This is a genomic window from Burkholderia sp. ABCPW 14 (genome assembly GCF_001523835.1).
Classification (GTDB): Bacteria; Pseudomonadota; Gammaproteobacteria; order Burkholderiales; family Burkholderiaceae; genus Burkholderia; species Burkholderia mayonis.
Genome location: NZ_LOVS01000070.1, coordinates 99,275 through 118,740 on the forward strand (window position 1 = coordinate 99,275; position 19,466 = coordinate 118,740).

A 19,466-nucleotide genomic window follows, 5' to 3' on the forward strand; every position below is an offset into this window, starting at 1 on the left:
TCTTCCCGGCCTCTCGATGATCGTCGACCGCCTGATCTCCGAAATCCTGTTCGGCTTCACCGGCCTCATGGGCATCATCAATCCGATCGGCATCGCGTTCCTGTTCCTCGAACGCACCGAGTCGCTCACCGAATCGCAGCGCGCGGCGCTCGCGCGCAAGGTCGCGATCAACGCGTTCATCGTGCTGCTCGCCGCGTTCTTCGTCGGCACGCCGGTGCTGCACTTCTTCGGGATTTCGCTCGAGGCGCTGCGGATCGGCGGCGGCCTGGCGGTTGCCGTCGCCGGCTGGCAGATGCTCAACCAACCCGACGTGCCGAGCGGCGGCGACACCGCGGCGCAGCCCGTCGAGCCGCGCAACGCGATGGCGCGCGCGTTTTTCCCGCTGACGATTCCGTTGACGACGGGCCCCGGCTCGATCGCGACCGCGATCGCGCTGAACGCGAACCGCACGCACAAGCTGTCGGAGTTCTTGCTGTCGAGCCTCGTGTCGGTCGCGGTGTCGGCGCTCGCCGCGCTCGTGATCTGGCTGACGTACAGCCGCGCGGCGTTCCTCGCGCGCTACCTCGGCAGCGAAGGGACGAAGGTTGCGATGCGGGTGTCGGCGTTCCTGCTGCTGTGCGTCGGCGTGCAGATCATGCTGACGGGCTTCTCCGAGTTCCTGCAGCCGCTCGCCGAGCAGATGAAGTGACCGGATCGACGTGACGCGCGGCCGGTCCGGCCGTGCGTGAAAGGACGCTCGGCGCGCGGCCGGACCGGCCGCGCGCGAGAAGACGCTCAGCGTGCGGCCGCGAGCATCGGATACGTGAAGAGGCCGAAGTGCGCGAGATTCAGGCCGACGTGCGCGAGCACCGCCGCCTGCAGGCCGCCCGCGCGATACGCGAGCCCGTAGCCGATGCCCGCAACGGTCGCGAGCGCGACCCATTGCCAGCCGCCCGCGGCGTGCGCGGCGCCGAACAGCAGCGCGGCGGCGACGAGCGCGACCGCGCCCGAGGCCGGCACGCGGTTCGCGAGCAGCCGGCTCAGCCCGCCTTGCAGATAGCCGCGGAACAGCGCTTCCTCGGCGAAGCAGACGAACAGCAGATTGTTCGCGAGCCACAGCCACGCGGAGTCGGGCCACTTCGGCGCCCAGCCGACGAGGCCGACGCCGAGCGCGAACACGAGGCAGACCGCGGAGGTCGCGACGGCCGCGACGATCCCCGTGCGCCATGCCCGCGCGCGGTCGTCGATCGGCTGGAGCCATGGCAGCACCCACAGCAGCCAGAAGCCGACGAGCGGCTTGTCGAGATTCAGGTACATCGTGAACGGCACGGCGTCGGGTGTGTAGCGCACGGGGCCGATCACGCGCGGGTTGTGAAAGCCCGGCAGCCAGTGGAGCATCAGCGCGACCGCGAGCACGACGAAGACGACGTGCCCCGCAACGCGGACGGCCGAGGGGCGCTGCGGGGCGACTGCGTACGCCGCCGCCGCGAGGAGCGCGATCGGCGCGAGCGCGACGGGCGCCATCAGGCCGGTCGCGAACGCACCCGCATAGCCGAGCGCGCCGAGGCCGATGCTCGCCGCGCGCAGCTTCGGAATCCAGACGGCCGCGAGCGCGGCGACGAAGAGAGCGGCCCATGGAGCCGCGAGCCAGAGGGTATTGCCAGACATGAATCGCATCACGAATGATCTGATGAAAGGCCGCACATCATAACGCGTTCGTGGTCGCGAGCCGGACGCTCGTGGCGCGGGACTCGCATCGGAGTCGGTGCGGCGCGCGTCGGATCGTCTGTTTTCCGGGCCATGCGGCACGCCGGGTGGCGTCGGTTGCGTCGCCGTTCGACGTTGCTCCGCCCGCGCGCGCCGGGATGGCCGAGCGCCGGTATCGGGCGCAGGCGCGCCCCGCCTCCAGGCTAGCGCGCCACCCACGCGAGCAACCGCTGTCCATACCGGGCGCCGGCAACCGACACGAGCATCGCGACGCCGACATTCCAGACGAGGATCATCGCCGTCGCATCGATCGGATGGAACAGCGACAGCGCGACCGCGGACAGCGCGGAAACCGCGAGCCCGCCGGCCGTCGCCACCGGCATCGGCGCGAGTCGCGCGACGTGGCGCGACATCAGCAGCAGGGCGAGCGACAACGGCACGCCGACGAGCGTCAGCGTCGCGAAGCAGCGCAGCGTTTCGCCGGGCGATATGCCGTTCGGCCCGATCTCGACCCAGTCCGTCACGCAGCCGTAGCCGATCGTCGAGATCCAGACGAGCAGCGCGGGCATCGGCAACAGCAGCCATCGCAGCGAGCGTCCGGGGATGCCGACGACGAACGCCGCGACAGCCGACAGCACGCCGGTCAGCGCGGCGGCGGCCACGCGCGTCGCGAACATCGGCTCGTGCAGCTTGAGCGGCAGGTCGGGCCGTGTCCGGTGCGCGACGGCCACGCACGCGAGCAGCGCCGCCGCGAACAACAGCCAGCCGGCCGCCCGCCAGGTCGGCGCGTGCAGGCGCCGGACCGGCGCGGCATCGGTCACGAGCGATTCGATCAGTTCGTCGGTCGACCTCATCGGCCATTCCCCCGTTGTTGCAGCAGCTTGCGCAGCGTCGCGATGCCGCGATGCACGGCGACCTTCAATGCGGCGACGGTCATCCCGGTCGCCAATGCGGCTTCCTTCAACGACATCTCCTCGAATTTCAGCAGACGGATCGCGTCGCGCTGTCCGGCCGGCAGGCGGGCCAGCATCTCGCGCAGCACCCGGGCGTCGGCGGCTTCCTCCATAAGATTCGCTCCGACGCCGGGCAAGGTTTCATGCTCCGGATCGAGCGGGATTTCGCGCGCGGCCGCGCGCCCCGAGCGGCGCAGCGCGTCGACCACGCGCCGGCCGGCGATCGCCACGAGCCACGGGCCGAACGGCCGCTCGGGCGCGTACGTGTGACGCATCTGATGGAGGGTGATCAGGATGTCCTGCACGGCATCCTCGACCGCGTCCGGATGGACGCCGTGGCGGGCCGCGAAGCGCCGAAGGTACGGCGCGACGCTGTCGAGCAGGTGTCGATACGCGTCGCGGTCGCCTGCCTGCGCGCGCGCCATCAGCGTCGACCAGTCGGGCGAGCCGTCGGCGCGGATCGCGGTGTGCGCGCAAGCGTCGTCTCGCGCGCTGGGGGCGGGGGGGGGCTCGTTCGCCCGGAGCCGCCCCCCGTCATGATGCATTTCGTCGGTCATGGTCGTACACGCTCTGCGTCGGTGGCGCGGCGCAAAAAAATCTTCGTTGCGCCGCGTAACCTTTTGTCGCGCCGGCGCGAAATTTCTGACAAGGTCGCATCCCCGCGATCGCTATTCCCCTCTCAGGAGAAGACACCATGAGCAGATCCGCTTTGACGATTTCGTCGCTGTCCGCCGCGATCGGCGTCGCGCTCGCGATGCAGGCCGCGCCCGGGCAGGCGCAAGGCATGAAGGACATGAGCGGCATGCCGCAGGTCGTGAAGGACAATATGGCAAGGATGGCGCAAAACAAGCTCGAGAAGTGCTACGGCATCAACGCGATGGCGAAGAACGACTGCGCGGAAGGCGCACATTCGTGCGCCGGACAGGCGAGCCAGGCGCGCGACCCGAAGTCGTTCGTGCTGCTGCCGGCGGGCGATTGCGGCAAGATCTCGGGCGGCATGCTGAAGGCCGGCTGACGCGCGCCCGATCATGAGCACGATCCCGGCGCGGATGCACCCGACGCCCGGCGGCGCATCGCCCGGCGCGATTGCCGGGCGAGCGGGCATCGGCCTGCGTTTTCGCCATCATCGGGCAGTGCTCGACGAGCGGCCCGCCGTCGCCTGGTTCGAAGTGCATACCGAGAACTACATGGGCGGCGGCGCCGCGCCGCGCGTGCTGGATGCGATCCGGCGCGACTATCCGGTGTCGCTGCACGGCGTCGGGCTGTCTCTCGGCAGCGCCGACGGGATCGACGCCGCGCATCTGGCCCGCGTGCGCGACGCGGTCGCGCGCTACCAGCCGGCGCTCGTGTCCGAGCATCTGTCGTGGAGCGCGGTGGGCGGCGCGTATCTCGCCGATCTGCTGCCGCTGCCGATGACCGAAGAGGCGCTCGACGTCGTGAGCCGGCACGTGGATCAAGTGCAGACGGCGCTCGGCCGGCGGCTGCTCGTCGAGAATCCTTCGACCTATCTTCGCTTCGCGCATTCGACGATGCCCGAGTGGGCATTTCTGGCGGCGCTCGCGCGGCGCACCGGCTGCGGCATCCTCTGTGACGTCAACAACGTCTATGTCAGCGCGTGCAATCACGGCTGGAATCCGCTGACTTATCTGGCGGCGCTGCCGCCCGCCGCGATCGGCGAGATCCATCTTGCCGGCCATCGCGTGATGCGGCTCGACGGCGGCCGCGTGCTGCGCATCGACGATCACGGCTCGCGCGTCGCGCCCGCGGTTTGGGCGCTGTATCGCGTCGCGCTGCGCCGCTTCGGCGCGGTGCCGACGCTGATCGAATGGGACACCGACGTGCCGCCCGTCGACACGCTGATGCAGGAAGCGGCGATCGCCGAGTCGGCGCTGGAGGAGGTTCGACATGAATCCGCGAACGCCGACGCTGGCTGAATTGCAGTGGGCCGTTCGACGCAGTCTGTCCGACGGCGGCGCCGCCGCCGCCGGCGCAGAGGCAACGGACTGGGTGGTGCCGGACGGGCTGGCGCCGGCCGCGCGTTTGCGCGTCTATCGGAACACGTCCGCGAGCGTGCTGCGGGACGCGCTGCGGCTTGCGTTTCCCGCGACGGAGCGGCTGGTGGGCGCAGCCTTCTTCGAAGGCGCGGCCGGTCTTTTCGCTCGTGCATCGCCGCCGGCGAGCGCGTGGCTTGACGCGTACGGCGCCGAGTTTCCCGCATTTCTCGCGCGGATGCCGGAGACGGCTTGCGTGCCGTATCTGGCGGACGTCGCGCGTCTCGAATGGCAGGTCGATCTCGCGCTGCACGCGCCCGACGTGGCGGCGCTCGATCTCGCGCGCCTTGCGCGACTCGACGAACCGGCGCTTCGCGCGCTTCGGCTGCGGCCGCATCCCGCCGCGCGGCTGCTGCGCTGCGCGTATCCGGTCGACGCGATCTGGCGCGCGGTGCTCGAGCAGGACGATCGTGCGCTGCGGCAGATCCGGCTCGACGACGGCCCCGTGCATCTGCTCGCGCAGCGCACCGACGACGGCGTCGACGTGCTGAGGCTCGACGAGGCGGATTGGCGCGTCGCGTGCGCGCTCTTCGCGGGCGAGCCGATCGACGCCGCGCTCGCGAGCGCGCCGCAGGCGGACGCGCATGCGCGCTTCGCCACGCTCTTGTCGCGCGGCTGCTTCGCCGATGCGGCGGCGCAGGACGGCGACATCGACCCGACGAACGGAGGATCGCGATCATGACACGCCCGATTCGAGCCGGCGGCATCTGGCGCGCCGAGTGCAAAGCGGGGTTGTTGCGCGTCGCGCAGCGGCTCGAACGCGTGCCTTACTGGCTGCTCGCGATTCCGTTGCGGCTGGCGGTGGCGACGATCTTCTGGAATTCGGCGATGACGAAGCTCGCGAACTGGGACACGGCGCTCGCGTTGTTCCGCGACGAGTACCGGCTGCCGTTGCTGCCGCCGGAGCTGGCCGCGTACGCGGCCGTGTCGATCGAGCTCAGCACGCCCGTGCTGCTCGTGCTCGGCCTGGCCACGCGGCCTGTGGCGCTGGCGCTGCTCGGCATGACCTCCGTCATCGAGATCTTCGTGTATCCGCAGGCGTGGCCGACGCACATCCAGTGGGCGGCGATGCTGCTCGTGCTGCTGTGTCGCGGCGCGGGCACGCTGTCGGTCGATCATTGGCTGTGGCGGCGCTGGCTGCGCCCCGACGTGTCGGCAACGGTTGGCGGGGCGTAGGCGGGGCGGATCAGGTCGAGCGTCGGCCGCGCCAGGCGGGACCTCGCGCCGGGGAGGAAGCGATGAGCGAGATCGTGCGGGAATCCGTGCTGACCTGTCCGCACTGCGGTTTCGCGCGGCAGGAGACGATGCCGGAGAACGCCTGTCTGTTCCATTACGAATGCACTGCTTGCGGAGCGCTGCTGCGTCCTCGTCCGGGCGATTGCTGCGTGTTTTGCTCGTACGGTTCGGTGCGTTGTCCGTCCAGGCAGCGAACATCGGAGTCCGACGATCCGGCCTGTTCTTGACGATGGGCCAGCCGCCCGGCGTCGAGCACTGCGGCGTGCACGCGGTCCCGGCGCGGGGCGCGATGTCGCGCTCGACGGCGCGGCGCGAACGCCGGCGACGTCGTGCGCGACGCGCTTGCCCGCAAGGCTCCCGCCGCCGGGCGGGCGATGGCTCCGATTCCGCCGCGCAACCGCCGACATCGCTCACGCGGCCGGCTTCTCCCCGACGACGAATTCGAACGACGCGACGCCGTCGACGCCGCCCGTCACGCGGTCGCCCGGCTGCAGCGCGGCGACGCCCGCCGGCGTGCCGGTGAAGATCAGATCGCCGGCGCGCAGCTCGACCGCGCGCGACGCGTAGCTGACGATGTCGGTGATGGGCCAGATCATGTCGGCGAGGTCGCCTTGCTGGCGCGCGTCGTCGTTCACCGCGAGCCAGATCCGCCCGCGCTGCGGATGGCCGATCGACGCGGCCGGATGCAGCGCCGTCAGCGGCCCCGACGCGTCGAAGCCCTTCGCCCAATCCCACGGCCGGCCCGCTTTCTTCGCTTCAGCCTGCAGATCGCGTCGCGTCAGGTCGACGCCGACGCCGTAGCCCCACACGTGGTCGAGCGCCGAGTCGGCGGCGATCGCGCGGCCGCCGCGGCCGATCGCGATCACGAGCTCGATCTCGTGATGCAGGTCGGACGTGAGCGTCGGATACGGCACCGTGCCGCTCGCGGGCACGATCGCGTCGGCGGGCTTCGAGAAGAAGAACGGCGGCTCGCGGTTCGGATCGGCGCCCATCTCGCGCGCGTGGTCCGCGTAGTTGCGGCCGACGCAGAACACGCGGCGCACCGGAAAGCGCGCGGCGGAGCCGGCAATCTCGACGGACGGAACGGCGGGCGGCGCGAAAACGTAATCGGTCATCTTCTGGTCTCTGAAAGGGTTTCGGAAAGCAAAAACGGAAGCTGAGGTCTTCGGAAGCGGGACGCCCGGCCATGCATCTCGGCGGGCGGCGGCGACACGTCGACGATAGCAATGCGGCGCGCACGCCGCTGCGACGGATGTGTCGTCTTCATGGACAAAACTACGCGCGCGGCTTCGCGGCCGCCCGGATCGCGCCTTTTGCACCGGCGGCGCCGACCGCGTCCTTCGCATCCTCGGCGGCTCGCGCGACGGCGGCGTCGGGCGCGCCGTTCGCCTCGCGGTAGTCCTTCGGCGACATGCCGGCGCACGCGCGAAAGCGCCGCGAGAAATAGCCTTCGTCGCGAAAGCCGACCGCGTGCGCGATGTCGGCGATCCGCCGCGTCGTGGCGCGAGCAGCGACTGCGCGAGCGCGATCCGCCGCTCGGTGACGAGATCGGTGAACGTGCCGCCGGTTTCCTTGCGGATCAAATGCGCGAGGTAGTTCGGCGACAGGAACGCCGCGCGCGCGGTGCCCGCGAGCGTCAGCGCGTCGTTCGTCAGGTTTGCGCGCACGTGACGCAGCACGCGCGCGAACGCGTCGCGGCGGCCCGCGCGGTGCACGCCGTTCTGCGCGAGCTTCGTGAGCGGCCCCGCATACTGCGTGCAGACGAGCCCGATCAGTTGCAGCAGGTAGCCGCGCAACAGCGGCACCGAGCCGAACGTGCGCGCGCGGTCGGTTTCGAGCATCCGCTGCGCGATGCGGCGCGCGTCGTCGAACGCCGCGCCCGTCAGGATGAAATCGAGGTGCTCCTGGAAGCGGAACGGCGCGAGCTCGGGCGCGCGCTGCGTGGACACATCTTCGAGATCGAGCGGATCGACGTCGAGGTCGGCGCGCAGGAACGCCAGCGAAAAGTTGATCACGATGAAGTGCGCGCCCGGCGGGTGCGGAATCAGATGCTCGCGGTACGGCAGCACGAACGCGAGCGCGCCGCGCGAAAACGGGCGCGTGACGCCGCCGATTTGCTGCTCGGTGTCGCCGCCGAGGTTGAACTGGATCTGGAAGTACGCGTGCCGGTGCGGCTCGGTGATCGCCCGGCGGGTGGCCTCGTCGCGGATGTAGAAGTCGAGGCGGTCGCTGCGCTCGGGCATGCCGTACGTGCGCGGCTTGACGGTGGATGGCATGGGCGGTCGGGGCGGTCGTGATGCGGGTCTTGCAATCGGCCGCGCGCGGCGGCGCGGCGGGGAATCGTCAGATTGTCGCAAAAATGCGTGAGCGCGGGGGCGGGCCGGTTGCGGCGTGGCGTCTGCCGCCGATACTGTTACCGTTATCGGTGCCGATACCGATACCGACGCCGGTGCAGGCTGTCGCTTCGGCATGGCGGCGTGCGTTGCTTCGGCGCACGCGCGAGGCGGCGTCGCCGGACGTCCATGCGACGGGCGACGCCGTCGCGCAAATCGCCTCCCTTTTCAATCGCCGGAACGGCGATTCTTGCATGGCTTCCGGAGTCCGCTTTCATGCGGCCGGCCGACGAAACCGCCGCCGAAATCGGCATGCGTATCGAACCGGGCGGATGATCGCGCGCCGCTATTTTGACAGACATCGCAATGGCCGCCCGCAACCTGTAATCCGTAACCCGCAACCCGCGTAACCCGAAACAGCAATCGGCAACCGGCTCACGACCGCTCGGCAGCCGCGCAACCCCGGCCGGGGCGGCGTCGATGCGCGCCGCCCAGTTCCCGAAACGGTCCCACCTCGTTTTCCTGAACGTGTCCCGGGCGCGATCCGGCCTATCTTTGTGGTCACGTACGTCCGGAAGCGGCGGAATAAAGCGCGCCCGACGAACGTTCTTGTACACATGGGCGCCGCACGCCGCGGCGTGCGAGCGGCGCCCGAACGCAACAGGCGCGCCGCCGGGAGGCGGAAATGACATCGACACGGGTTCTTTCGGCCGTATTCGCGCTGCTCGCGCTGATGCTGTCCACGGGCTGCGCGTCGCCGGACGACATGTCGCCGTCCGGCCGTGCCGCGCCGACGAGCGGCTACGGCAGAGGCGGCGGCGGTGGCGGCGGCTATTGACGACGGCGCTGCGCGTGAGCTTCGAAACGGACGTCGTCGGCTGGCTGCCGCAGTTGCGCCGCTATGCGCGCGCGCTGACGGGCGATCCCGCGTGGGCCGACGATCTGGTGCAGGACACCGCCGAGCGCGCGCTCGCGCGGATGCGCGCGTTTCGCCCTGACAGCAATCTGCGCGCGTGGCTGTTGACGATCCTGCGCCATCTGTACATCGACCAGTTGCGCGCGCGCCGCGAATTCGCGGTCGACGAAGACGACGGCCCGTGGCGCACGCTCGAAGCGCCGACCGGCCAGGTCGATGCGCTCGTGCTGCGCGACGTGCAGAGGATGCTGTACCGGCTGCCGCTCGAGCAGCGCGAAGTGCTGCTGCTCGTGTGCGTCGAGGAATTGAGCTATCAGGAGGCGTCGACGGTGCTCGGCGTGCCGGTCGGCACGGTGATGTCGCGGCTGTCGCGCGCGCGGGAGCACATGCGCGCGCTGCTGACCGACGCGCCGCATAGACAATCGTTGTCCTTCACCACAGCGAGAAATCATCGATGAGCGACGATCTCGATCCCACTGTCGCGCCGGAATTCGACGAGCCGGGGCTGCTTGCGCTGTCGGCGTTCGTCGACGGCGAGTTGCCGGAAGCGGAGCGTCGCGCGATCGCCGAGCGGCTTGCCGACGATGCGCGCGCGGCGGACGTCGCGTCGCACTATCGCGCGCAGCGCGCGGCGTTGCGCGCGCTGTTCGCCGATCCCGCCGCGCAGAGCAATGGCCCGTGCGTCGTGCTGCGCGTGCGCGCCCGCTGGTGGCGGCGCGCCGCGTTCGCCGGCGGCGCGCTGGCGGCGGGCGTCGCGCTCGGGTGGTTGGGCGGCGCGGTCGCACCGCAGTTCGCGCCGGAATTCTTGGCGCCCGCGGCCGCGCAGACGGCTTTCGCGCGCCAGGCGAATCTCGCCTATGCGGTCTACGCGCCCGATGCGCGGCACCCGGTCGAGATCGCCGCCGGCCGCGACGGCGCGCTCGCCGCGTGGCTGTCGGCGCGGATCGGCCGGCGAATCGTCGCGCCGTCGCTCGACGAATACGGGTTCGCGCTGCTTGGCGGCCGGCTGCTGCCGGGCGCGGCCGGCCCCGCCGCGCAGTTCATGTACGAGAGCCCGGCGGGGGGGCGGCTCGCGCTCTATGTGAGCGCGTCCGCGCAGCGCGAGACGGCGGTCAAGCTGCTGCGCGACGGCGAGCGGCGCACGTTCTACTGGGTCAGCGACCACACCGCGTACGCGCTGTCCGGCCAGCTCGCCGAAGGCCGGCTGCGCGCGATCGCGGTCGACGTCTGCGGCGTGCTCGGCGGCCATCCGGATCGATGGCGGTAGGCGCGAGCCGGGGCGCGACGTCGATGCAGCGAAGAGGCGATCATGGGTGCGGCCGGCACATGCGGGAAAGCGGTCGCGACGCTCGCGTGCGTCGTGTGCGCGTGGCTCGCGCCGGGCGTGGGCGCGGGCGGCGCGGTAGGCGCAATGGATGCGCAGCCGGCCATCGCGCTCGACGCGTCGCTGCAAGCGGCGCCGCGCTACCGGCTCGATCCGCGGCGCTCCGGCGTCACGTTCCGCGTCGACAATTTCTGGCACGCGCATCTGACGATGCGCTTCACGCGGATGCGCGCGGAGCTTGCCGGCGTCGACGACGATCTGGTCGCGAGCCGCGTCGACGTGACGATCGATGCGGCGAGCCTCGGCGCGAACGTGCCGCTCGTCGCCGCGCTCGTCAAGGGTTCGTCGATGCTCGACGTCGCCCGCTACCCGGAGATCCGCTTCGTCGGCACGCGCTTCGTGCGCACGGGCGCGGCGACGGGTCTCTTGACCGGCGACCTGACGATCCGCGCGACGACGCGGCCGATCACGCTCGCCGTCACGTTCGACGCCGGTCCGCCGGACGCCGATCCGCATGATGCCGTTCGGAGCGACGCCGCTCAGCGCAACGCCAATCCGCGCGAATCGATCCCGTGCGACGCGTCGAGCGCCGCGCGCACGCTCGCGTTCGTCGCCGACGGCCACTTCAGCCGGACGTCGTTCGGGCTGTCGCGCTGGCTGCCCACCGTCGGCGACGACGTGCGGATGCGGATCCAGGCCGAATTCGTCAGGGAGCGCGCGGTTCCGTAGCCGGCGCGCCCGTTTTCTTCGTTCAAGGAGAGTCATCATGATCAAGATCCTGCTGGTCGCGATTGCATGCGCGGCGTCGGCCGCGGCGCTCGCGGAGCCGCCGAAGGCGTCGAACGGCATCGTCGTAGACGACGATGGCATGACGCTTTACACGCTCGACCGGGACACGATGCCCGGCAAGAGCGCGTGCATGGGCGGCTGCGCGGCGAACTGGCCGGCGGCGCTCGCCGATCCGTACGACAAGCCGGGCGGCGACCTCGGCCTCATCGCGGCGGAGGGCGGCAAGCATCAATGGACGTACAAGGGGCATCCGCTGTATCGCTTTTCGGGCGACAAGAAGCCCGGGCAGCGCAACGGCGACGGCTTCGGCGGCATGTGGCATGTCGCGAAGCCTTGACGGGCGCGGCCGCATCGCCTGCAGGGCGGACGAGCGCGGGTGAGCGCGTGCGCCGCGTGCTGCCCGGGGCGGCCGTCCCGGGCGGCGCGCGGCGAATACGGGAAAAGGGTCGCAGCCGCGCCCGCCGCTGGACAACGCCGATCGTTCGGGGCGCGAATGCGGCCGCGTGCGCGAGCGCAACCGGAAGCGACGGCCGCGAGCGAAGCGCCGCGCGGCTGGGTGAGCGCATCGGCGCACGCGCGACCGGACCGGCAGGCGGCCATGACGGACGACGACGAAACGAAAGTGGCGGCCGCCCCACAGATCGCGACGACGCGCTCGCCGTGCGGTTGCAGGCCTGTATATAATAATCATTCTCATTTACAAAACCGCATCCCGGCGCGACGTTCCGGGGAGATCACGTCCATGCCGGCCAACACTCTGCCTTTGCAGCGGGAGATCGCTGCGCTCTACACCGGTCATCGCGGCTGGCTGCACGGTTGGCTGTCGAAGAAGCTCGGCTGCGGCGAACGCGCGGCCGATCTCGTCCATGACACGTTCATCCGCCTCCTCGCACGCGACGAGCCGATCGACGCGGCCGAGCCGCGCGCGTTCCTGACGACGGTCGCGCAGCGCGTGCTGTACAACCACTGGCGGCGCGAACGGCTCGAGCGCACGTATCTCGACGCGCTCGCGCAATTGCCGGAGGCAGTCGCGCCTTCGCCGGAGACGCGCGCGATCCTGTTCGAGACGCTGCTCGAGATCGAGCGGATGCTCGACGGGCTGCCCGCCCCGGTCAAGCGCGCGTTCCTGCTCGCGCAGCTCGACGGGATGACGCACGCGCAGATCGCGGCCGAGCTGCGCGTGTCGCTCGCGACCGTCAAGCGCTATCTCGTGAAGGCGGGCGCGCAGTGCTACTTCGCGATCGCCGCATGAGCGGGGCGGAGCGCGTCGGCGGGCCGCCTGCGGTGCCCGCGCCCGTCGCGCGGCGTGCGGTCGAGTGGTGGGTCGAGCTCAGCTCGGGCCGCGCGACCGACGCGACGCACGCGCGCCTCGCGCGGTGGCGCGCGGAGGACCCGGCGCACGACGCCGCATGGCGGCACATCGAGACGGTCAACGGAAGACTCGGCCGCGTCGCCGACACGCTGAGCGCGCAGGCCGCCCGCGCGGCGCTGCTGCCGTCGCGCTCGCGCGGGCGGCGCGCGGCGGTCAAGTCGCTCGCGGTGCTGCTGTTCGCGGGCGGCGCCGCATGGACCGCCGACACCTGCGTGCCGTGGCGCGCGTGGGGCGCGGACGTGCGCACGGCGGTCGGCGAGCGGCGCACGATCACGCTCGCGGACGGCACGACAGTCGTCCTCAACACCGACAGCGCGATCGACGTCCGCTTCGACGACACGACGCGCAGCGTGCGCCTGCTGTGCGGCGAAATCATGGTGACGAGCGGCCGCGACGCGGCGCGCGCGGTCGCGCGGCCGCTCGTGATCGCGACCGCGCACGGCGACGTGCGGCCGGTCGGCACGCGCTTCTCGGTGCGCGAGCGCGGCGAGGCGACGCGCGTCGACGTGTTCGAAGGCGCGGTGAGGGTCGCGCCGCTGCGCTCGGCCGGCGAGCCGCGCGTGATCGCGGCCGGGCAGGGCGCGGACTTCACGCGCGATGCGCTCGTCGGGCCGCCGCGCACGATCGGCGGCGATGCGGGCGCGTGGGCCGGCGGGATGCTCGTCGCGTCGAACCTGCGCCTCGCCGACCTGCTCGCCGAGATCGACCGCTACCGGCCGGGCCGCGTGCGTTGCGATGCGGCGGTCGCGAACCTCCGCGTGTCGGGCACATACCCGCTCGACGACCCCGACCGCATCCTCGAGACGCTGCGCGAGACGCTGCCCGTCGACATCGAATACGCGACCCGCTACTGGGTGACGGTCGTCGCGGCGCGCGAATGAGCGCTTCGAAAAAAAACTTCGCATGGCCTGAGCTGTTTTCGATGTTCGCGTGACATGGGGAATGAAGGCTGCACTCAACCCATCGTCAACGAGTCATCGATCATGGATTCAATCTGCAATCGCAATTCGCGCGGCAGCGCGTTCGCGGACCCGGCACGCTCGCCGGCCGAACCGGCGGCGCGCATCCGGCGCGCCGCATGCGGGCACGGGCACGGCTGCCCGCCCGCGGTGCAAGGCGGCGAAGCGACCGCGCCGCAGTTCGCGCCGCGCCGCATCGTCACGCGCCTCGCTGCCGCCGCGCTGTTCTCGGCGTTCGCCGCACCCGCGGAGTCGAACGCCGCCGAGCCCGCGGCCGCGACGCGCGCATACGACATCCCGGCTGGTCCGCTCGAAGCCGCGCTGAACCGCTTCGGCCGCGAGACCGGCATCCTGCTGGCGTTCCCGGGCGAGCTGACCGCGGGGCTGCAAAGCCCCGGCCTGCACGGCCGCGCCGACACGGCCGCGGCGCTCGACAGGCTGCTGACGGGCACGGGCCTCGTCGCGGTCAGGCAGCCGAGCGGCGGCTACACGCTCGTCAGGCTGCCCGCGGCTTCGGCCGCGTCGAGCGCGGCAGCGGGACTTGCGACCGACACGACGCTGCCGACGGTCTCGGTGCGCGCGAGCGGCCTGCACGCGGACAGCTACCGGCCGCCGCGCGAGGCGGCGGGGCTGCGCAGCGATGCGCCGCTGTCGGAGGTGCCGCAGGCCGTCAATGTCGTGCCGCAGCAGGTGCTGCGCGATCAGCGTCCGCGCAACCTCGACGACGCGCTCGCGAACGTGAGCGGCATCACGCAGGGCAACACGCTCGGCAGCACGCAGGACACGGTGATGAAGCGCGGCTTCGGCGACAACCGCGACGGCTCGGTGATGCGCAACGGCATGCCGATCGTCCAGGGCCGCTCGCTGAACGCGACGACGGACAGCGTCGAAGTGCTGAAAGGCCCGGCGTCGCTGCTGTACGGGATCATGGACCCGGGCGGCGTGATCAACGTCGTCGCGAAGCAGCCGCGGCTCGCGCGGTACCACGCGATCTCGGTGCTCGGCTCGACGTACGGGCACGGCAGGAACGGCGGCGAAGTCACGTTCGACTCGACGGGCGCGATCGGCGACTCGCGGCTTGCGTACCGGCTGATCGTCGATCAGACCGACGAGCAGTACTGGCGCAACTACGGCGAGCATCGCGAGACGCTCGTCGCGCCGTCGCTCGCGTGGTACGGCCGCGACACGCAGGTCGTGCTGTCGTACGAGTATCGCCGGTTCCTGATGCCGTTCGATCGCGGCACCGCGCTCGACCCGCGCACGAAAGAGCCGCTCGCGATCCCGAGCCGCCGCCGCCTCGACGAGCCGTTCAACGACATGCGCGGCGAATCGAACCTTGCGCAACTGACGGTCGACCACCAGCTCGCGCCCGACTGGAAGGTGCATCTCGGCTACAGCTACAACCGCGAAACCTACGATGCCAGCCAGATTCGCATCACGGCGATCGATCCGGTCAAGGGCACGCTCACGCGCAGCAACGACGCGACGCACGGCTCGCGCAGCACCGACAGCTACGGGATCGCGTACGTCGACGGCCGCGTCACGCTCGCCGGGATGCGGCACGATGTGCAGTTCGGCGTCGATAGCGAGTACCGGCAGGTCTATCGCGCGGACATGCTGCGCCAGGCGATCAAGACGCCGTTCAGCTATCTGGACCCGGCCTACGGACTGCTCTCGCCGTCGACGACCGTATCGCCGTCGGACAGCGACCAGAGCGACACGATGCACACCGCGTCGGTGTTCTTCCAGGACAGCATCCATCTGACCGACAAGTGGATTCTCGTCGGCGGCGCGCGCTTCGTCCGCTACAGCCAGCTCGCGGGACGCGGCCGTCCATTCCATGTCAATACGAGCCTGAGCGGCACGAAGTGGCTGCCGCGCGCGGGCATCGTCTACAAGTGGAACGACGCGCTGTCGCTGTACGGCAGCTACACGCAGTCGCTGAAGCCGACGTCGAAGATCGCGCCGATGTCGGGCGGCTACGTGATCGACGGCTCGACCGCGCCCGAAGAGGGCGCGTCGTGGGAGCTCGGCGCGAAGCTCGACATGCCGGGCAGCCTGACCGGCACGCTCGCGTTCTTCAACATCGACAAGAAGAACGTGCTCGTGTCGCAGTACAACGACGCGACGAACCAGACCGACTGGCGCACGTCCGGCCGCGCGCGCTCGCGCGGGATCGAGCTCGACGTGTCGGGACGGATCGGCGAGCGCTGGAACGTGATCGCGAGCTACGCGTACATCGATGCGAAGACGACCGACGATCCGCTCTACGCGGGCAACCGCCTGTGGAACGTCGCGCAGCACACGGCGTCGCTCGCGGCCGTCTACGACGCGGGCCCGGTGTTCGGCGGCGACGACCTGCGGATCGGCGCGGCGGGCCGCTATGTCGGCGCGCGGCCGGGCGATTCGGCGAACAGCTTCACGCTGCCTGCGTACGCGACCGCCGACGCGTTCGCGACCTACGACACGCGGATCGGCAAGCAGAAGCTGCAGTTCCAGCTGAACGTGAAGAACCTGTTCAACCGGACGTACTACCCGTCGAGCGTGAACCGGTACTTCGTGTCGATCGGCGACGCGCGGCAGGTGTCGCTGCTGACGACGCTGCAGTTCTGAGCGGCGGCCCCGCTTTCATTTTCCGATTTCCGGATCGATCAGGCGCGCTCCGTGCCGTGCGGCACACGGCGCGGGCGCGCGGGAGAAACCGATGAAACAACGATTCGATCGTTTGATGCAGACGCGCCGTCGCGTGCTGCGCGAGTTGGGCGGCGCGGCGCTCGCGTGCGGTCTTGCCGCGGCGGCGCCCGTCGTCGCGTATGCGGGCGCGTCCGCGCCTGCGTCTGCGGAACAGCGCGCGTCCGGCGGCGCGCTTCGACCGGGCGCCGGCAAGCGCATCGCGATGCTCGTCCAACTGGGCGGGCCCAATCTGAAAACCGACGAGCAGGCGAAAGCGCATCTGGCGTCGCGCGGCTACGCGGTGCGGTTCGTCGACGAAGCACAGCCCGTTGACGCAGCGGCCGACGCCGATCTCGTGATCGTGTCGTCGACGGTGTCGAGCAAGCGCGTCGCGCGCGGCTGGCGCACGCTCGCGAAGCCGCTGCTGACGTGGGAGAACGACCTGCTCGACGATTTCGCGATGACGGGCAAGCGTCACGACGTCGACTTCGGCGAGACGGGCAAGGCGCGCTATCTGTGGCTCGTGAACGCGCCGCATCCGATCGCCGCGGGGCTGCCGGCGGGGACGACGAACGTCTACGGCCGGCAGGCGGGCATGAGCTGGGGCAAGCCGGGGCTCGGCGCGAGCATTGTCGCGACCGTCTACGGCGAGCCGGACAAGGCCGCGATCTTCGCGTACGCGACGGGCGCGACGATGGACTACGAAACGCTCGCGCCCGCGCGCCGCGTGATGTTCTTCCTGAACAACGACACGTTCGGCAACCTGTCGCCCGAAGGCGTCGCGCTGTTCGACGCGGCGCTCGACTGGGCGGCGGGCCTGCGCTGAACGGAGCGCGCGCGGCGGGATGACGATCGGGGAAATCGAAACCGCTGAAACCGTCGAGATCGCTGAAATCGTCGAAATCGTCGAGATCGGTGGCAATCGAGCGGCGATCGTCGAACCCGTCGCAGTCGTTCATGTCGGTGAAGGCCGAGGTCTCGATCCGCAACGCATCGATCGCGTGATCGATGGGGCCGTCGACGCCCGATCGGCCGGACGAAGCGGAGGGGCGAGCGGGCGGCGACGGCGCAAGGATGGAAACGGGCCGGACCTCCGGGCTCGCGCGATAAGCGACGCATCGAACACGGCGTCCGGCCCGCAGCCGCCCGCCTAGCCAGCTTCCCGCGCGAGCCCGCCGCGCCCGAACCCCGAGCCGAGCACGAGCACCGCGAACACGAGCGCGCCGCTCGCCACTTGCTGCCAATAGAAGTTCCAGCCGATCAGCAGCAGTCCGTTCGCGACGAAGCTGACGAGCAGCACGCCGATCAGCGTGCCTGCGACGTTCGGCCGGCGCGTCGCGGACAGCGTTGCGCCGATGAACGTCGCGCCGATCGCGTTCAGCAGATACGCGTTGCCCGCTTGCGGCGCGTACGACTTGACCGTTGACGACAGCACGAGCCCCGCGACGCCGTAGATCAGCGCGCTCGCGACGAACGCGCCCGCCGCGAGCGCGCCGACGCGCAGCCCTGAGTAGCGCGCGACGCCCGGCTGCGCGCCGAGCGCGCGCAGCCGCCGGCCGAGCGTCGAGCGCTCGAGCGCGAGATGCAGCGCGAGCGCGAGCGCCGCGACGATCCACAGCGGCAGCGCGACGTTGACGAACACGCCGTGTGCGAGCGCGTCGAACGCGGGCGGCGGCGCGGCGCTCAGCAGATAGATCGGCTGTCCGCCGCCTGTCGCAAGCTGCTGGATCGTCTGGCCGATGAACAGCGTGCCGAGCGTCGCGAGAAACGGCGCGATCCCGAGCCGCGTGACGAGGAGCGCATTGCCCGCCCCCACCGCGAGCGCCGCGCCGAGTCCCGCGAGCGCGGCGGGGGCGAAACCCGCGCGATGCGCGAGCGCCGCGACGAACGCGAGGCTCGCGACATCGATCGCGGTGCCGAGCGACAGATCGATCGCGCCGATCGACAGCGCGAGCGTCATCCCGAGCGCGGCGATCGCGAGCAGCGCGAAGGTGTTGACAAGCACATGCTCGACGTTCGCAAGCGTCGCGAAGCCCGGCGCGGCGACCGTGAAGAACGCGAGCACGGCGATGAGCGCGCCGACGACGGCGAAGCGCTGCAGGCGGCCGAATGCGTCATGCATCGAACGGCCCCTCCAACTGGCGGCGGCGCAGCAGCGCGACGGTTGCGACGACGAAGAGAATCAGCGCGCCTTCGACGCCGCTCACCCAATAGCTCGACACGTTGTTCAACTGAAAACCGTTCGCGAGCATGCCGACGAACAGCACGGCGACGAGCGTGCCGGGAATCGTCGGCACGAGCCGCCGCGAGAACACGACGCCGAGCAGCACTGCCGCGATGACGGGCAGCAGGTTGTCGCCCGCGCCGGGCGCGCTGCCGCTCAGGAGCGCCGACGATGCGAGCGCCGCGAGCGCGGCGGCGAGGCCGCATGCGAGATAGCTCGACGCGACGTAGCGGCGCGCGTCGACGCCCGCGGCGAGCGCGGCCGCGCGATGCGCGCCGACCGCATGCAGCCGCAGCCCGTAGCGGGTCCGGTGGACGAGCGCGCCGAGCGCGGCCGCGACGCTCACGAGCGCGTACGCGAGCCACGGCACGCCGAACGGACCGCTGCCCACGAGCGCGGCGACGAGCGGGCTCGCGGACGGCACCGGCGTGTTCTCGGTCAGCACGAGCTCGAGGCCCGCGCAGACGTTCATCGTCGTCAGCGTCGCGAGGAGCGGCAGGATTCGCAGCCACGCGACCGCCCATGCGTTGAGCGCGCCGACCGCGACGCCCGCCGCGCAGGTCGCGGCGAACGCGATCGCGTCGCCCTGTCCGTCGCGCGTGACGACCGCGAATACGGCCGCGCACAGGCCGAGATTCGCCGCGATCGACAGATCGAGCCCGCCTTTGATCGCGTCGGCGCCGCCGCCGATCATCACGATCGTCAGCCCGAACGCGAGCAGGCCGGTGACGGCGCTTTGCTGCAGCACGTTGCCGAGGTTCGCGAGCGTCAGGAACAGCGGCGAGCTGACGGAAAAGCCCGCGATCACGAGCGCGAGCGCAAGCCATGCGCCGCCGCGGACGAGGATGCGGCGCTCGATTGGGCGATTGCGCGCGCCCGCGCGTGACGTGGCCGGCGTGGCCGATGTGGCCGGGTCCGCATGGCCGAGATCGAATGCGCGGCCGCTCATG

The 19,466-nt window shown here is 70.9% G+C and carries 22 protein-coding genes and 1 pseudogene; 16 read left to right on the forward strand and 7 right to left on the reverse strand.

Annotated elements, in window-relative coordinates; all coding sequences use genetic code 11:
* Nucleotides 1–16 precede the first annotated feature (16 nt).
* Nucleotides 17–688, forward strand: a complete 672-nt coding sequence (locus WS62_RS10365) for a MarC family protein (RefSeq protein ID WP_066570763.1) — start codon at nt 17–19, stop codon at nt 686–688.
* 86 nt (nt 689–774) lie between these two features.
* Here WS62_RS10365 and WS62_RS10370 read toward each other — a convergent pair whose 3' ends face one another.
* The 3 genes from WS62_RS10370 to WS62_RS10380 form a co-directional block, all read right to left on the reverse strand.
* The gene (locus WS62_RS10370; protein WP_331460072.1) at nt 775–1,683 is read right to left on the reverse strand and encodes a CPBP family glutamic-type intramembrane protease; all 909 of its coding nucleotides are present in this window, start codon (nt 1,681–1,683) and stop codon (nt 775–777) included.
* A 206-nt stretch (nt 1,684–1,889) separates the two neighbouring features.
* A complete protein-coding gene (locus tag WS62_RS10375) occupies nt 1,890–2,540 on the reverse strand; it encodes an NrsF family protein (RefSeq protein WP_066570764.1) in 651 nt (216 codons plus the stop codon).
* Entirely contained in the window at nt 2,537–3,196 is a 660-nt protein-coding gene (locus tag WS62_RS10380; protein WP_066570765.1) for a sigma-70 family RNA polymerase sigma factor, read from the reverse strand. The genes WS62_RS10375 and WS62_RS10380 overlap by 4 nt, the downstream gene beginning before the upstream one ends.
* A 137-nt stretch (nt 3,197–3,333) precedes the next feature.
* Between WS62_RS10380 and bufA1 the strand changes: the two genes are divergently transcribed.
* The 5 genes from bufA1 to WS62_RS33200 all read left to right on the forward strand — a co-directional run bounded on the left by bufA1 (nt 3,334) and on the right by WS62_RS33200 (nt 6,153).
* Nucleotides 3,334–3,654: a BufA1 family periplasmic bufferin-type metallophore gene (bufA1, locus tag WS62_RS10385; RefSeq protein ID WP_066570766.1), complete on the forward strand. Its 321-nt coding sequence runs from the start codon at nt 3,334–3,336 to the stop codon at nt 3,652–3,654.
* Nucleotides 3,655–3,667: 13 nt separating this feature from the next.
* Nucleotides 3,668–4,573, forward strand: coding sequence for an MNIO family bufferin maturase (gene bufB / locus WS62_RS10390; RefSeq protein ID WP_066570767.1), 906 nt, complete (start codon nt 3,668–3,670; stop codon nt 4,571–4,573).
* A complete protein-coding gene (locus WS62_RS10395) occupies nt 4,545–5,372 on the forward strand; it encodes an HvfC/BufC N-terminal domain-containing protein (protein ID WP_066570768.1) in 828 nt (275 codons plus the stop codon). The genes bufB and WS62_RS10395 overlap by 29 nt, the downstream gene beginning before the upstream one ends.
* Nucleotides 5,369–5,866: a DoxX family protein gene (locus WS62_RS10400; protein ID WP_066570769.1), complete on the forward strand. Its 498-nt coding sequence runs from the start codon at nt 5,369–5,371 to the stop codon at nt 5,864–5,866. Before WS62_RS10395 ends, WS62_RS10400 begins: the two co-directional genes overlap by 4 nt.
* 62 nt (nt 5,867–5,928) lie before the next feature.
* Entirely contained in the window at nt 5,929–6,153 is a 225-nt protein-coding gene (locus WS62_RS33200) for a GDCCVxC domain-containing (seleno)protein (protein WP_082720848.1), read from the forward strand.
* Nucleotides 6,154–6,336: 183 nt separating this feature from the next.
* Here the strand turns inward: WS62_RS33200 and WS62_RS10405 are convergent, their stop codons facing one another.
* On the reverse strand, nt 6,337–7,041 hold the full coding sequence (locus WS62_RS10405; protein WP_066570770.1) for a fumarylacetoacetate hydrolase family protein: 705 nt from the start codon (nt 7,039–7,041) through the stop codon (nt 6,337–6,339).
* Between the two features lie 160 nt (nt 7,042–7,201).
* Nucleotides 7,202–8,169: pseudogene (locus WS62_RS10410) on the reverse strand (helix-turn-helix transcriptional regulator).
* Between the two features lie 775 nt (nt 8,170–8,944).
* Here WS62_RS10410 and WS62_RS33205 point away from each other — a divergent pair.
* The 10 genes from WS62_RS33205 (at nt 8,945) to WS62_RS33210 (ending at nt 17,446) form a co-directional block, all read left to right on the forward strand.
* Nucleotides 8,945–9,097 (forward strand): hypothetical protein, encoded by a 153-nt coding sequence (locus tag WS62_RS33205; RefSeq protein ID WP_082720849.1) that lies wholly within the window; start codon nt 8,945–8,947, stop codon nt 9,095–9,097.
* Between the two features lie 14 nt (nt 9,098–9,111).
* Nucleotides 9,112–9,633 carry a sigma-70 family RNA polymerase sigma factor gene (locus WS62_RS10415; RefSeq protein ID WP_066570804.1) on the forward strand — a complete coding sequence of 174 codons (522 nt, stop codon included), beginning with the start codon at nt 9,112–9,114 and terminating at the stop codon, nt 9,631–9,633.
* Nucleotides 9,630–10,442 (forward strand): anti-sigma factor family protein, encoded by an 813-nt coding sequence (locus tag WS62_RS10420; protein WP_066570771.1) that lies wholly within the window; start codon nt 9,630–9,632, stop codon nt 10,440–10,442. The genes WS62_RS10415 and WS62_RS10420 overlap by 4 nt, the downstream gene beginning before the upstream one ends.
* Before the next feature lie 42 nt (nt 10,443–10,484).
* Entirely contained in the window at nt 10,485–11,228 is a 744-nt protein-coding gene (locus tag WS62_RS10425; RefSeq protein WP_066570772.1) for a YceI family protein, read from the forward strand.
* Nucleotides 11,229–11,265: 37 nt separating this feature from the next.
* Nucleotides 11,266–11,625 (forward strand): COG4315 family predicted lipoprotein, encoded by a 360-nt coding sequence (locus tag WS62_RS10430; RefSeq protein WP_066570773.1) that lies wholly within the window; start codon nt 11,266–11,268, stop codon nt 11,623–11,625.
* Nucleotides 11,626–12,030: 405 nt separating this feature from the next.
* The gene (locus WS62_RS10435) at nt 12,031–12,540 is read left to right on the forward strand and encodes a sigma-70 family RNA polymerase sigma factor (RefSeq protein WP_066570774.1); all 510 of its coding nucleotides are present in this window, start codon (nt 12,031–12,033) and stop codon (nt 12,538–12,540) included.
* Complete coding sequence (locus WS62_RS10440; protein ID WP_066570775.1) at nt 12,537–13,541, forward strand: FecR domain-containing protein; 1,005 nt, start codon at nt 12,537–12,539, stop codon at nt 13,539–13,541. Before WS62_RS10435 ends, WS62_RS10440 begins: the two co-directional genes overlap by 4 nt.
* A 54-nt stretch (nt 13,542–13,595) precedes the next feature.
* Entirely contained in the window at nt 13,596–16,232 is a 2,637-nt protein-coding gene (locus WS62_RS10445; protein ID WP_066570776.1) for a TonB-dependent siderophore receptor, read from the forward strand.
* Between the two features lie 91 nt (nt 16,233–16,323).
* A complete protein-coding gene (locus tag WS62_RS10450) occupies nt 16,324–17,118 on the forward strand; it encodes a hypothetical protein (RefSeq protein ID WP_066570777.1) in 795 nt (264 codons plus the stop codon).
* Between the two features lie 19 nt (nt 17,119–17,137).
* Complete coding sequence (locus WS62_RS33210; RefSeq protein WP_231748255.1) at nt 17,138–17,446, forward strand: hypothetical protein; 309 nt, start codon at nt 17,138–17,140, stop codon at nt 17,444–17,446.
* Here the strand turns inward: WS62_RS33210 and WS62_RS10455 are convergent.
* Nucleotides 17,443–18,414, reverse strand: coding sequence for an ABC transporter permease (locus tag WS62_RS10455; protein ID WP_066570778.1), 972 nt, complete (start codon nt 18,412–18,414; stop codon nt 17,443–17,445). The two genes, WS62_RS33210 and WS62_RS10455, sit on opposite strands and share 4 nt — an antisense overlap.
* Nucleotides 18,407–19,465, reverse strand: a complete 1,059-nt coding sequence (locus tag WS62_RS10460; RefSeq protein WP_066570779.1) for an ABC transporter permease — start codon at nt 19,463–19,465, stop codon at nt 18,407–18,409. The genes WS62_RS10455 and WS62_RS10460 overlap by 8 nt, the downstream gene beginning before the upstream one ends.
* Between the last annotated feature and the right edge of the window lies 1 nt (nt 19,466).

What these genes read in the sequence shown, in the direction of transcription:
- WS62_RS10365 (WP_066570763.1), top strand. Translation starts at nt 17, where the DNA reads ATGATCGTCGACCGCCTGATCTCCGAAATCCTGTTCGGCTTCACCGGC.
- WS62_RS10375 (WP_066570764.1), bottom strand. Translation starts at nt 2,540, where the DNA reads ATGAGGTCGACCGACGAACTGATCGAATCGCTCGTGACCGATGCCGCG.
- WS62_RS10380 (WP_066570765.1), bottom strand. Translation starts at nt 3,196, where the DNA reads ATGACCGACGAAATGCATCATGACGGGGGGCGGCTCCGGGCGAACGAG.
- bufA1 (WP_066570766.1), top strand. Translation starts at nt 3,334, where the DNA reads ATGAGCAGATCCGCTTTGACGATTTCGTCGCTGTCCGCCGCGATCGGC.
- bufB (WP_066570767.1), top strand. Translation starts at nt 3,668, where the DNA reads ATGAGCACGATCCCGGCGCGGATGCACCCGACGCCCGGCGGCGCATCG.
- WS62_RS10395 (WP_066570768.1), top strand. Translation starts at nt 4,545, where the DNA reads ATGAATCCGCGAACGCCGACGCTGGCTGAATTGCAGTGGGCCGTTCGA.
- WS62_RS10400 (WP_066570769.1), top strand. Translation starts at nt 5,369, where the DNA reads ATGACACGCCCGATTCGAGCCGGCGGCATCTGGCGCGCCGAGTGCAAA.
- WS62_RS33200 (WP_082720848.1), top strand. Translation starts at nt 5,929, where the DNA reads ATGAGCGAGATCGTGCGGGAATCCGTGCTGACCTGTCCGCACTGCGGT.
- WS62_RS10405 (WP_066570770.1), bottom strand. Translation starts at nt 7,041, where the DNA reads ATGACCGATTACGTTTTCGCGCCGCCCGCCGTTCCGTCCGTCGAGATT.
- WS62_RS33205 (WP_082720849.1), top strand. Translation starts at nt 8,945, where the DNA reads ATGACATCGACACGGGTTCTTTCGGCCGTATTCGCGCTGCTCGCGCTG.
- WS62_RS10420 (WP_066570771.1), top strand. Translation starts at nt 9,630, where the DNA reads ATGAGCGACGATCTCGATCCCACTGTCGCGCCGGAATTCGACGAGCCG.
- WS62_RS10425 (WP_066570772.1), top strand. Translation starts at nt 10,485, where the DNA reads ATGGGTGCGGCCGGCACATGCGGGAAAGCGGTCGCGACGCTCGCGTGC.
- WS62_RS10430 (WP_066570773.1), top strand. Translation starts at nt 11,266, where the DNA reads ATGATCAAGATCCTGCTGGTCGCGATTGCATGCGCGGCGTCGGCCGCG.
- WS62_RS10435 (WP_066570774.1), top strand. Translation starts at nt 12,031, where the DNA reads ATGCCGGCCAACACTCTGCCTTTGCAGCGGGAGATCGCTGCGCTCTAC.
- WS62_RS10440 (WP_066570775.1), top strand. Translation starts at nt 12,537, where the DNA reads ATGAGCGGGGCGGAGCGCGTCGGCGGGCCGCCTGCGGTGCCCGCGCCC.
- WS62_RS10445 (WP_066570776.1), top strand. Translation starts at nt 13,596, where the DNA reads ATGGGGAATGAAGGCTGCACTCAACCCATCGTCAACGAGTCATCGATC.
- WS62_RS10450 (WP_066570777.1), top strand. Translation starts at nt 16,324, where the DNA reads ATGAAACAACGATTCGATCGTTTGATGCAGACGCGCCGTCGCGTGCTG.
- WS62_RS33210 (WP_231748255.1), top strand. Translation starts at nt 17,138, where the DNA reads ATGACGATCGGGGAAATCGAAACCGCTGAAACCGTCGAGATCGCTGAA.
- WS62_RS10455 (WP_066570778.1), bottom strand. Translation starts at nt 18,414, where the DNA reads ATGCATGACGCATTCGGCCGCCTGCAGCGCTTCGCCGTCGTCGGCGCG.
- WS62_RS10460 (WP_066570779.1), bottom strand. Translation starts at nt 19,465, where the DNA reads ATGAGCGGCCGCGCATTCGATCTCGGCCATGCGGACCCGGCCACATCG.